This is a genomic window from Acetivibrio cellulolyticus CD2 (assembly GCF_000179595.2).
GTDB lineage: Bacteria > Bacillota > Clostridia > Acetivibrionales > Acetivibrionaceae > Acetivibrio > Acetivibrio cellulolyticus.
This window is the reverse complement of record NZ_JH556653.1, coordinates 1,571,958-1,584,299: the sequence shown is the minus strand read 5'-3', so window position 1 is coordinate 1,584,299 and position 12,342 is coordinate 1,571,958. Positions and strand designations below refer to the sequence as shown.

12 protein-coding genes are annotated in these 12,342 nt (G+C 36.2%); 10 read left to right on the top strand and 2 right to left on the bottom strand.

The window, feature by feature from the left end:
- Positions 1-37 precede the first annotated feature (37 nt).
- Positions 38-1,339 carry a hypothetical protein gene (locus ACECE_RS0208930; protein WP_010246740.1) on the top strand — a complete coding sequence of 434 codons (1,302 nt, stop codon included), beginning with the start codon at positions 38-40 and terminating at the stop codon, positions 1,337-1,339.
- Positions 1,340-1,454: 115 nt separating this feature from the next.
- On the opposite strand, the gene ACECE_RS0208925 is transcribed toward ACECE_RS0208930, so the two are convergent.
- Positions 1,455-1,904 carry a hypothetical protein gene (locus ACECE_RS0208925; protein WP_010246738.1) on the bottom strand — a complete coding sequence of 150 codons (450 nt, stop codon included), beginning with the start codon at positions 1,902-1,904 and terminating at the stop codon, positions 1,455-1,457.
- Between the two features lie 257 nt (positions 1,905-2,161).
- On the opposite strand from ACECE_RS0208925, the gene ACECE_RS0208920 reads away from it, so the two are divergent.
- From ACECE_RS0208920 to ACECE_RS0208895, 6 genes are all read left to right on the top strand, one after another.
- A complete protein-coding gene (locus ACECE_RS0208920; RefSeq protein ID WP_010246736.1) occupies positions 2,162-3,352 on the top strand; it encodes an amidohydrolase in 1,191 nt (396 codons plus the stop codon).
- A complete protein-coding gene (gene tsaE / locus ACECE_RS0208915; protein WP_010246734.1) occupies positions 3,339-3,803 on the top strand; it encodes a tRNA (adenosine(37)-N6)-threonylcarbamoyltransferase complex ATPase subunit type 1 TsaE in 465 nt (154 codons plus the stop codon). The genes ACECE_RS0208920 and tsaE overlap by 14 nt, the downstream gene beginning before the upstream one ends.
- Before the next feature lie 49 nt (positions 3,804-3,852).
- Positions 3,853-4,569, top strand: a complete 717-nt coding sequence (tsaB, locus tag ACECE_RS0208910) for a tRNA (adenosine(37)-N6)-threonylcarbamoyltransferase complex dimerization subunit type 1 TsaB (RefSeq protein ID WP_010246732.1) — start codon at positions 3,853-3,855, stop codon at positions 4,567-4,569.
- Positions 4,569-5,027: a ribosomal protein S18-alanine N-acetyltransferase gene (gene rimI, locus ACECE_RS0208905; protein WP_010246730.1), complete on the top strand. Its 459-nt coding sequence runs from the start codon at positions 4,569-4,571 to the stop codon at positions 5,025-5,027. Before tsaB ends, rimI begins: the two co-directional genes overlap by 1 nt.
- A 197-nt stretch (positions 5,028-5,224) precedes the next feature.
- Positions 5,225-7,645 (top strand): Lon protease family protein, encoded by a 2,421-nt coding sequence (locus ACECE_RS0208900; RefSeq protein WP_010246728.1) that lies wholly within the window; start codon positions 5,225-5,227, stop codon positions 7,643-7,645.
- A gap of 264 nt (positions 7,646-7,909) precedes the next feature.
- Positions 7,910-9,094, top strand: coding sequence for an HD domain-containing protein (locus ACECE_RS0208895; protein ID WP_010246726.1), 1,185 nt, complete (start codon positions 7,910-7,912; stop codon positions 9,092-9,094).
- 107 nt (positions 9,095-9,201) lie between these two features.
- Here ACECE_RS0208895 and ACECE_RS0208890 read toward each other — a convergent pair whose 3' ends face one another.
- Entirely contained in the window at positions 9,202-10,365 is a 1,164-nt protein-coding gene (locus ACECE_RS0208890) for a hypothetical protein (protein WP_010246724.1), read from the bottom strand.
- A gap of 256 nt (positions 10,366-10,621) precedes the next feature.
- On the opposite strand from ACECE_RS0208890, the gene ACECE_RS29250 reads away from it, so the two are divergent.
- The 3 genes from ACECE_RS29250 to ACECE_RS0208880 are packed head-to-tail and all read left to right on the top strand — an operon-like array spanning position 10,622 to position 12,156.
- A complete protein-coding gene (locus tag ACECE_RS29250) occupies positions 10,622-10,948 on the top strand; it encodes a TetR/AcrR family transcriptional regulator (RefSeq protein WP_010246722.1) in 327 nt (108 codons plus the stop codon).
- Positions 10,949-11,221: a TetR family transcriptional regulator C-terminal domain-containing protein gene (locus tag ACECE_RS29245; protein ID WP_010246720.1), complete on the top strand. Its 273-nt coding sequence runs from the start codon at positions 10,949-10,951 to the stop codon at positions 11,219-11,221.
- Between the two features lie 47 nt (positions 11,222-11,268).
- Positions 11,269-12,156 carry an EFR1 family ferrodoxin gene (locus ACECE_RS0208880; protein ID WP_010246719.1) on the top strand — a complete coding sequence of 296 codons (888 nt, stop codon included), beginning with the start codon at positions 11,269-11,271 and terminating at the stop codon, positions 12,154-12,156.
- Positions 12,157-12,342 lie beyond the last annotated feature (186 nt).

Here is a 12,342-nt window from a genome sequence, read left to right as displayed (position 1 = left end):
TTGTGTTTTCACGCATTTTTACCCAGGAGGAGAAGCAATGTTTAATTATGTAGTAACCGGAGTTTTGGTTCTAATAATTGTGGTTTGGAGTATTCGCTTTTTGAATCAGGCAGGACTGGCTATGCCTAATATTAGAATTTTTAACTGGATTACAGCTGAACCAAAAACATATACAGGCGAAACGGTTGACAAAAAGCAGATAGCAAAGGTGTTTTTGTGGGCTTTGGGCATACGGCTAATTATTTATTTATATGGCGCAATAAGCAGCAGGCTTTTTATGGACGGAGGTACTGTCTATACCTTCAACAGCTTTTTAGAAAGTTGGATTAGATGGGATTCCTCGAACTATATAGATTTGGCAAGTAAGGGATATAGCAATTGTATTGTAGAGGGTAAGCATTTATTTTTGGTGTTTTTTCCATTATACCCGGCAGCCATTCGCATGATGCATTATGTGATCAGAGATTATCAGATGGCAGCGCTGGCGGTTTCTGTTCTCAGTTATTGTATAGGATCCTGCTACTTCTACGCTTTGGTTGCCGAAGAATATGGGAAATCTATTGCTAAGAAGGCATTTATTTATTTGTCCATATTTCCGTTTTCCTTCTTCTTTGGCGGGGTAATGACAGAAAGTTTGTTTTTCTGCACAACGGCGGCAGCATTTTATTACATTAAGCGTCATAATTGGCTTGCGGTGGCTATGATGGGAATTCTGGCGTCTCTTACCAGACTGCATGGAATTTTGATGATTGGTGTTGCAGGTATTGAATTCTTTACATACTATAAGCCGTTTCAAATGATTAGGGACAGAAAAATCAAAGACCTGTTCAAATGGTTTTTTACCGCCGGATTTTGTATTCTGCTTATGCTAATTGGTCCGTTGATTTATCTATATATTAATTATAAAGTGGATGGAAACCCATTCCAATTTATGGTCTATCAAAGGGAACACTGGGGCCATATAAATACTTATTTTGCCAACACTGTAAATGATGTTTTCAAATACGCATTGAACTTCCAGCAGGCAGACAATATGCTGGTTTCCGTCTGGATACCGGAGGCATTAATATTTATTCTTTCAGCTGCTCTAGTGATTTATGGAATCAGAAGGCATAAGCTGGTATATCCGGCATATCTACTGGTATATACCATAGTCAATTATTCAGTAACTTGGCTAATTAGCGGCAGTAGGTACATGTTATGCGCACTACCTATGTTTGTCATGCTAGGAGAGATTGGGGAAAATCGTAAGGAAGCGGATAAGTGGATTAGCATCATAAGCACAATTGGATTGGGAGTTTATCTGGCAGGTTATCTAATGTATAAAAATATTATGTAACTCTTGTGGAATATTGGGGTCAAATAAGCTTATCATAAAAGTAGAATAAAAAAAACTTCAGGCAGGAGCATAGGTCTCCACCTGAAGCTTAAAATTATTTAAACGGACAAATCCCCTAATTACCAAACTTTTCTTGGATTTTAATTGATAACTGGTCATCTAATTCAGAGAGCGTATCGTTTAAATCTTTATCAATTTTGATCTTGATTTGGGTTTTACCACTTTCTATTGCTTCAGTTTTGCTAGCCTCAAGCGCATCTTTTACTTCTTGAGCTTTTTGTTTAACCTTGAGCTTTGCAGCTTCAGTTTCCGCGCTCGCATATTGATCCAGAGTCTGTTGTACTTCGCCTATATAATTATCAACATATTCGGAGGTTTCCTCCAGGGTTTCCTGTTTTGCCTGCTTGAGTGTGTCACTCGAGTTGAGTGCAGATTGAGTTGCAAGTGAAGTCGTTTTTTGTCTTACCAGATCGACAATATTAATTCCTACAGCATTTGCAATTAGCATCTGTGTTGCAATTACAAAGACAATAGTAAGAAAAATAATTTTTTTCTTTCCTTTCATATATTTTCTACCTCCCATAATTATGAAGCCTATACTTAAACCTATAGCTAGATTTTCGTATAAAACTTTTAAAATATTAACCGGTAAATGTAGCCAATAAAGTGTCCTGGAACCCAGGATTTAAGAAATCTGCAAAGCAAATGTGCTAAAGTGGAATTGGCTTAGTGCCCTTGAGATTTTGATTGTAATTATAGAAACGTTATAATAAAATATAATAAATATAATAAATCTATAAATTGTGTTTAGTTGGAGGTCATATGCTGCTTATAAGAAACGGAAAGGTACTTACAATGACAGGTACTGATTACGATAATGGATACATTCTTATTGATGAGGGAAAAATAGTTGAAGTAGGCCGGAATAAGAAAAGTTTTAAGAATATGAAGGATTTGGATATTATAGATGCTGAAGGTAAATATGTGCTTCCGGGATTTATTGATGCCCACTGTCATGTAGGGATGTGGGAGGATTCTATTGGATTTGAAGGGGACGATGGAAATGAAATGACAGACCCTGTAACTCCCCATTTGCGCGCAATTGATGCCGTATATCATCTTGACAGATGTTTTAGGGAAGCTTTAGAAAGCGGAGTTACTACGGTTGTAACGGGACCGGGAAGTGCAAATGTAATAGGCGGGCAGTTTGTTGCATTAAAGACTTATGGAAAACGTATAGAAGAAATGATAGTCAAAGATCCTGTTGCAATAAAGGTTGCATTAGGCGAAAATCCAAAAACAGTTTACAATGAAAGAAAACAGGCTCCATCAACACGTATGGCAACGGCTGCAATCTTGAGGGAAAGTCTTTTGAAGGCAAAAGAGTATAAGGAGCTTCTTGACGAATATAACAATGATAAGGAAAATGTGGACAAGCCCGAGTATGATATGAAATTTGAAGCCCTACTGAAGGTGCTCAATAAGGAAATTCCGGTAAAGGCGCATGCCCATAGAGCAGATGATATAATTACTGCAATAAGGATTGCCAAGGAGTTTGATATAAGGATTACTATAGAGCATTGTACTGAGGGACACCTTATTAAAGAAATTTTGGTTGAGGAAGGAGTTCCTGTAATTGTCGGTCCGATGATTTCAGACAGATCAAAGGTAGAACTTAGAAACTTAAGTGTTAAAGCTCCGGGTATACTGGCAAAGTCGGGTGTTAAGACAGCAATTATGACAGATCATCCCTGTGTTCCTATCCAATATCTGTCTCTTTCTGCTGCACTTGCAGTAAGGGAGGGTATGAATGAAGAAGATGCGATTAAAGCTATAACAATCAATGCTGCAGAGCTGACAGAGATTGATAAAAGGGTTGGTAGCCTTGAACCTGGAAAGGATGCCGATGTAATAATAATGGATGGACCTCCGTTGGAGCTTAAGACAAGGGTTGTTACTACTATTATAAATGGACGGGTAGTATATGAAAGGAAAGACGATGAAACAAATTAAAACCTATTCTGCAGATGAAACTACGCAAGTTGGCAGGGCGCTTGGAAGCATTTTAAACAGAGGTGATGTAGTATGCCTGACCGGTGATTTGGGCACCGGTAAAACAGCACTTACCAATGGAATAGCCAGTGCTCTTGGTATAGAAGATTATATAACCAGTCCTACTTTCACCATTGTGAACGAATACAAGACAGAAGTTCCGCTTTACCATTTTGATGTCTACAGGATTTCTGACCCGGAAGAGATGTATGATATTGGTTTTGAGGAATATCTTTATGGTGAGGGTGTAGTTGTCATTGAGTGGGCTGAATTGATAAAAGGTATTCTGCCTGATGACCTTATATGGGTGAAAATAAGCAAGGATCTTGCCTCCGGTGTGGATACAAGAGAGATTTCTATTGATTTTCAAGGTGAAAAGTACGAAGGTTACATTGATAGATTAAAACTCTAAATAAAGAAATACCTGAAATATTAATGATATATTATGAGAGGTTTTTAATATGAAAGTACTTGCTATTGATACGTCTACAGTAGTTGCTGCAGTTGCATTAATGGATGGCGAAAAGCTTTTAGGTGAGTATTCATTAAATAATAAGAAGACACATTCACAAAAGCTTATGGTCATGGTTAAAGAAATACTAACTGATTTGGAGATTAAGCCTGCGGATATTGATGTTTTCGCAGCGTCAATAGGTCCAGGCTCTTTTACCGGATTAAGAATCGGTGTTACAACGGCAAAAGCTATGGCTTATGCAACGTCGAAACCGGTAATCGGTGTTCCAACATTAGATGCTTTGGCATATAATGTTGTTACAAGCAGTTTGATTATTTGTCCGATTTTGGATGCCAGAAACAATCAGGTGTTTACAGCACTATACGAAACCAAGGATAATAAGATCGAGAGGATTACAGAGTATATAGGAGTACCTGTATCCGAGTTGGTACAAATTATAAAGGAAAAGAACAGGAAAGTAATATTTACAGGAGATGCGATCGATTTACATAAAGATTTCTTCATATCGGAACTTGACGGAAATTGTGAGTTTGCACCTTTGAGCGTGAGACTTCAAAGAGCGTCATCAGTGGCAGAAATTGCACTTAAGATGGCTAAGGACGGGAAGACGGAGAGTAGTTTTGAATTGGTGCCCTTCTATTTGAGAAAATCTCAGGCGGAAAGAGAGTTAGAAAAGAAACTCTGCGGAAAAGGTGAAAAATAATGAGCTTATATAAAATTGAAGTATCTCGCTTAACGTCAGATGAAATTGATGAGGTGATGGTGGTAGAGAAGCTTAGCTTTGCAATTCCATGGTCAAAGCAAGCCTTTATTGAGGAAGTCACAAATAATAAGTTTGCAAGATATATTATAGCTAAAATAGATGGGAAAACGGTTGGTTATGCCGGTTTATGGAAAGTTTGCGATGAAGGGCATATAACAAATGTTGCAGTTCATCCTGAGTATAGAAGAAATGGTGTAGGTTTTATGCTGGTAAGGAACTTGATTGACCTGTCAATAAAGGAAGATATTGCAAGGCTGACTCTTGAAGTCAGACGGAGTAATATTCCAGCACAAAACTTGTATACTAAATTCGGATTTAAAGTTGAAGGCTTTCGGAAGGAATACTATGCAGATAATAAGGAAGATGCAATGATAATGTGGAAAGAAAACGCAATATAAGGCCTGCATGATTTAATTTGAAAACTGCTAAAATGTGACACAAATATACACAATAAAAAAAGGATTTTCTTAAGTTTTAGTAGAATATAATGTCTTAGACTCTTGTTCTGCTAATGTCTTTATTTTGATCTTGAGATTTTGATAATACGGTTTAAAAACTTAAATTGCTTAAAAGCAGTGCCAAAGGGGGAAGCATTATGCCGCGAATAAAAGGTTTACCTTATAAGATGCTTAGGAAAGAATGTGACCCGAATTCCTTTAAGTTTAATGATACTTCTGAACTTGATGCATTAGAGGATATTATCGGGCAGGAAAGAGCAACAAAAGCCCTGCAATTTGGGCTAAAAATAAAGACCAGAGGGTATAACATTTTTATGAGCGGATCTACCGGAACAGGTAAGACTAGTTATGCTCAGAATTATGTGAAAAAAATTGCCCAAAAAGCCAAAACACCTGATGATTGGTGTTATGTATATAACTTTAACAATCCAAATCAACCTTCTGCGCTAAATTTACCCGCAGGTCTTGGTAAGATATTCCAGGGTGATATGGAGGATTTCGTAAAGGTTTTGCAGCTTGAGATTTCAAGAGCTTTTGACAGTGAAGATTATGAGAGGGAAAAAACATCTATAGCAAAAGAGTATCAGACTAGAAGAAATGATCTTTTGGAAAGGCTGAATGAGGATGCTGAAAAACAAGGCTTCAAGGTGAAGACAACTAATGCTGGTATATACTTTCTCCCAGTTGTAGAAGGTAAAACCATATCTGAAGAGGAGTATGGAGACCTTGATGAGAAACTCAAACATGAAATCACTGAAAAGTCTAATATAGTACAGCTTGAAACCATAGATATAATCAGAAAAATTAAGGCAATAGAAAAGGAAGCAGAAGAAAAAGTATCCGAGTGGGAAAATAAGATTGCATTATTTGCTGTAGGTATGCACATAAATGACCTTAAGGAGAAATACCAGGATTATAAAAAGGTTACCGATTATCTGGAAAATATTCAGGAAGATATACTTAAGAATCTGGATGATTTCAGAGAAGAGGATTATGGTGATGATCAGCAACAGTTGTTAATTCCATGGATACGCAGTTCTGAAGGTTCACCGACAGACAAGTACAGAGTAAATCTGCTGGTTGATAATAGTAAACTTAAGGGCGAACCCGTGATAGTTGATTTTAACCCTACATTTTTTAATCTGCTTGGGAAATTGGAGTACGAAAATGAGTTTGGGACAATGACTACCGATTATACCATGATAAAGGGTGGATTGTTCCACCAGGCAAACGGAGGATATTTAATTCTTCAGGCAAAGGATGTTCTCAGCAATGTACAGTCATGGGAGCTTCTAAAGAGAGTCTTGCGTACTAAGCAGATTGCTATTGAAAATATGAAGGAGCAAATGGGGCTTGTTGCGGTTTCTACTCTAAAGCCAGAACCTATACCTGTTGAAATAAAAGTAATTTTAGTTGGAAGTGAATATCTTTATCAGGCATTATATGAGTTTGATGAGGATTTTAAGAAGCTATTCAAAATTAAAGCTGATTTTGATGCTGAAATGGATAGGAATAAGGAAAGCACGAAAAAGTTGGCCAGATTTATAAACTCCTTCTGCAATAGGGAGGGCACTTTGCACTATGATAAAACTGGAGTTGCGAAGGTTGTAGAATATAGCTCGCGACTTGTGGAGGATCAGACAAAGCTTTCAACTAAATTTAATGATATAGTAGAGATATTGTCTGAATCTTGTGCGTGGGCTGATATTGAAGGATGCAGCCTGGTTGGAGCCGAACATGTAAAAAAGGCTATTGCTGAGAAGATATTCAGGTCAAACAAGTATGATAAAAAGATTCTTGAAAGTCTAGAGGATGGCACAATTATATTGGACACCGAGGGTGAAGTGGTTGGACAAATAAATGGTCTTACAATTCTTGATATGGGAGACTATTCCTTTGGTAAGCCATCAAGAATAACAGCAAATACGTTTATGGGTGAAAGAGGAATTGTAAATATTGAGAGAGAAGTAGAAATGAGTGGTACATCCCATTCGAAGGGTGTATTTATACTAAGCGGATATATTGGTCAAAAATTTGCACAGGAGATTCCATTGACTCTGACCGCCAGTCTTTGTTTTGAGCAATTGTATGGGGGTGTGGATGGAGACAGTGCATCGAGTGCAGAATTGTATGCCGTACTTTCGAGTCTGGCGGATGTGCCTATAAAGCAGTATATAGCAGTAACCGGTTCTGTGAATCAGAAAGGAGAGATTCAACCGATCGGCGGTGCTATAGAAAAGATTGAAGGCTTCTTTGAACTGTGTAAGTTACGTGGCTTAAATGGCAAGCATGGGGTTATAATACCGTATCAGAACATAAAAAATCTTGTTTTGAATGATGAAGTTATTGAGGCTGTCAAGGAAGGAATGTTCAGCATCTATGCAGTAAAAACGATAGATGAAGGTATTGAAATCCTCACAGGCATAAAAGCAGGAGAAAAGAAAAAGGATGGAACTTATCCTGCAGGAACGATAAATTATCTGGTATATGAGAAGCTTAAAAAATACGCGCAAACTGCTGCGGGTTTTTATAAGGATGAAAAGAAATCAGGAAAATAGTTTGAAATGGCAATTTAATAGAGTACTTTTTGAAATAGCTATGATGTTTTCATGGCTATTTTTTATTACTATTTATTTAATTTGAATGTTGTCGAATAAGAAGAGATTTATTGAATTGAATGTTGATATTTCCCGGGAAATGTAGAATGAGGATGTAGAATATGTATTTACACAATAATAATCAATGATTGTAATGCCTGGGGCAATTTGTTATAGTTTATATAGGTTGTTTTGTAAATCTATCAAACAAGATAAGGTGATATTATGATAAGAAAAAGTCTGATATTGAAGATATTTTCTGCAGCTTACATGCAGCGTTGGAATGACAAGCTAAGGCCAATTGAACTTATTGAGCTTGATAAACAGGCACATAAGATGTTCATTGCATATTTTATAGGTAAATTTGAGGAAAACAAACCTGGTTTTAGTTGGATTGAAATTATTGAAGGCGGCATTTTTGAAATGCTTCAAAGAATTGTCATAACTGATATTAAGCCGCCTGTGTTTTACAAAATAAAGGCAGACCCAAAAAAGTACAAGCTTTTGAACGAATATGTATATGACAATCTGGAAACGATTATTTCACCGTTGGGAGAAGACTTCTGCAATAGATTTAAAAACTATTTTACTGATGATGAGCCGTCGATAAATAAAAAGATTCTGGAAGCGGCACATAACTACGCTTCCAGGTGGGAATTTGAAATAATTGAGCGCCTCAACCCTAATGGTTATGAGGTTCAGGAAATAAAGAGAGAATTTATTGAACGGATAGAAAAGTATAATGACCTAGAGGGTATGAAACAACTGGCATTAAACAGTAATTACAAGAACTTCATAGAGCTTTGCGGTCATTTGAGATTCCAGGCCAGATGGTCACATCTACATAGAATTCCAAAGACTTCGGTTCTTGGGCATTCATTATTTGTTGCAATTCTGTCTTATTTATTTTCACTTGAAATAGCTGCATGTCCTGTAAGGTGCTCCAATAATTTCTTTCAGGGACTTTTTCACGATCTTCCCGAGGTGCTCACAAGGGATATTATTTCACCTATAAAGAGCTCTGTTGAAGGTTTGAGTGATCTCATAAAGGAGATTGAAAAGGAACAGATGGAAAAACAGCTTTATCCGCTGGTGCCAAAGGAGTTTCTGCCTGAAATCAGGATGTTTATTGAGGGTGAGTTTGAAAACGTTATTCTTATAGATGGCAAAGCAGAAAATAAAAGCTGTGAAGAGATAAATGAAAAATATAATGAGGATAAATACAGTCCTAGAGATGGAAGAATTATAAAAGCTTCAGATGAGCTTGCGGCATTTATTGAGGCAAAGGTTGCCATTGAGAACGGTGCGGTGAGTGAAGAATTCCAGGAGGCAAAATTAAATATTAAAGCAAGGTATAATGGCAAACATATAGCAGGTATCAATTTCGGTGAAATATTTGCTGACTTTTAGAAGTTAAAGCGTTAAAAAGCAGTCCGGCTTAGTGCTGATGTAATCGTAATTAGCAATAAGCAGGACTGCCTTTAGTTTACAGCATCAATGACATTCCAATATGAAAATTATTTAAAGTTTATAATAACAGTCTTATAGTGATCGCGGTCGAGTGATTCATCATCATTCACGAAATTAAGAAACAGTTTCTTTTGGTTATCGCTTATTCCAAACTTATGATTATCATAGCTTCCTAGTTGCATGTCAGAACTATAAAGTTCAACTGTTTTCTTGGAAGCGAGATCCATTGTATATAGAACGGCTTTATTTTCAAGTTTACTTATATATAATACATTTTTATCATTTATATCAACAACCGAAACGCCTTCATCAACAAGAGTATCTTTTACATTAAAGTTATTATCAAGCCTGACAGTAGTATAATCTGAATTGCTATAACCTTCACTATCTGAAGCTGCTTTAGCAGATGAATTCAATTTTTTTAGGATAATTTCATTCTCTACAAGTGATACCTGACCATTAAACTCACAGAGTTTGTGAAGTTCTGAAAAACTGGAATCTGTATAGTATGCCACGCTGAGTTCTTTGTCGTAATTCAAGGTTTCGATTAGATAAATTCTATCGTCCAGCATAAAAATACTTTCAAAAGATTTAGTTTTATCTAGGTTACAAATTTTGCTATCAGTTCCGGCAATATTATATTTATATACCACACCTGTATCTTTTGATAAATAAATAAATTCGTTATTGTTTATCCACACATATTCAAAAAAACCTTCGCTGGAATTCAGAGGGAGAGTCTTTTTCGATTCAGTATTAAATATTGCTTCTCCAGACATTTTGTCCTGCAGTACAACATTTTTTTTATCAGGACTTATTAAACCCATGGAACTAAATCGTCCTAGCTCAAAATCATCAATACTTTCCAGGGATTTGTCCGAAGTACTATAAAACTGGACAGGACGATCAGGATAAGTTATATTAGGACCAGTAGGTCTAGGAATAAGAGAATTACCAAACCCCAGAATTTTATCATCGGAAATCCAGAAGCATGCGTTGAAATTTTCAATTTTATCTATTCTATCAACTTGGAGCAAACTAACTTCTCCAGGTTGATTAGAAGCCTGCGTTTCAGCAGTTAGAGTTGCCTCCATACTGCTTGATGGCTTCGGTTCATTTGTATTGTAATCAACATTATTACTGCTGCATCCATAAAGAGAAGAAGTAATAAGTAGAGTAAGGATTGCGTAAATGGTAAGATGCTTTTTCATAGTTTTTCCTTTCTTGGGGCAGACCCCTTATAATGATTAATAAATTTGGTATATAAACGTATATGTATCTAATTACTATTTTAACTCATATAATAGAAATAGATAGTTACAAATTAGTTAAATAATTATAAATAAAGAATAACATAGCCAGTAATTTGATAGGATTTTAAATAAATGAGGCCCTCAATTGACATTATAATCCTATAGAAGTATAATTAAAACATACCGACGGTCGGTTTGCAAATGGAGGGTGTTCATGGCAAAAAATGAATCGAAAGAAAAACGTGTAAATGACATTTTAAATGCTGCAGTAGAGATTTTTGTGGAGAAGGGCTATGAAAACACTACTATGAATGAAATAGCCTCAAGAGCTGGAATAAGTAAAGGTGGTCTATATCACCACTTCCTTACTAAAGACATGGTTTTTCTCCATGCAAATCAAAAGCTGATAGAGCCAATATATGAAATAATGAGGCAGGTAGAAACCTTTAATAGCATGAAAGAGGGGCTGGAGTTTTATATTGGCAGTTATTTGAGGTATTGGATGGAACGTAAAAATGAACTGATTTTCTTTTCTTTATAAATGACAAAAGCTATGAACCAGAAAGATATATTCAATGCCTATCAAAAATTTACTGAAGAATATATTGCTATGATAAAGGATTTTTACCAAAAAGGGATTAATTCAGGTGAGTTTATACCTCATAACGCCAGGCAAAGTGCAATAGCTCTTATGTCAGCCCTAGATGGAGTACTTGTCTACATGGCTTTAGATAAAAAGTTATTGTTCGAAGAGGTAGTGGAAAGTCTTAATTATAGACTGGTTGAAGTTCTTCTTAATGATAATAAAAAGTGAAATGGTTATATTTAGGCGCTTAGTGCGATATGTGAGGAGTGAGGAGTATGAGTAAAAAGGTTTTAATAGTTTATTTCTCCGGTACAGGAGGGACAAAAAGAATTGCTGATTCTTTTGAACAAACATTTAGTGGGAAAAATTGCAGTGTAACAAAGCATTCATTGGATAAAGCTGAATATGAATCATATAAAGAAAAGTATGAAGACTTGATTAATCAGAGTGACTTAATCGTTTTATTATATCCTGTATATATATTAGGAGCTCCTTTACCCATATATAAATGGATTGAAGACTTAAAAAGCAAGGAGGGTAAAGCAACTGTAGTAATATCAGTGTCAGGCGGTGGAGATGTGTGGCCGAATACTTCATGCAGAGTCAATGTAATTAAAGCTCTTGAAAAGAAAAACTACGATGTTGTGTACGAAAAAATGATGGTTATGACTTCAAATGTTTTTATTCAGTATAATGACCATACTGCTATGCACATTTTGAACAGCATTAATGAAAGAGTAAATAAAATTGTCAATGACTTACTTGAGGGGAAAAAACGAAGGGAAAAGCTCCATATAAGCACGTATCTTTTTAGTCTGATGCGTACGGATAAGGAAGCTGGGAAGTTTGGCAAGTTGCTTAGGGTGAATGAGAATTGTTCAGGATGCGGTTGGTGTGTAAAAAATTGTCCTCAGCAAAATTGGGAAATGGAAAATGGAAGGCCAATATCCACAGATCGTTGTGTTGGATGTTTTCGCTGCATCTATGGCTGTCCTAATAGAGCAATTTATTTCCAAAACGGAGATAAAACAATTTTGAAAGACGGATTCAACATAGAAGAAGTTGAGAAGAGAATGAATGGCATTCCTCTGGAACCGGTTGAAAAATGCTGCAAAGGACTCATGCTAATAGGGGTTAAAAAGTATTTGCTGGAGAAGGATTAAGGTGCAGTTTGAGAATGAGGAATGCACATTATCCATGAAATCTTCTGAGAAAGGGTCTTCAAAACGAGACAATGAATCCCGATGATCCAATGAGCCCAAAGGTCCAATGGATCAAAACGTTTGTTTACATAACTACGAACGAGTGCTATAATTAGAAATGGTTAGTGTAGTAAAAATATAATTTTG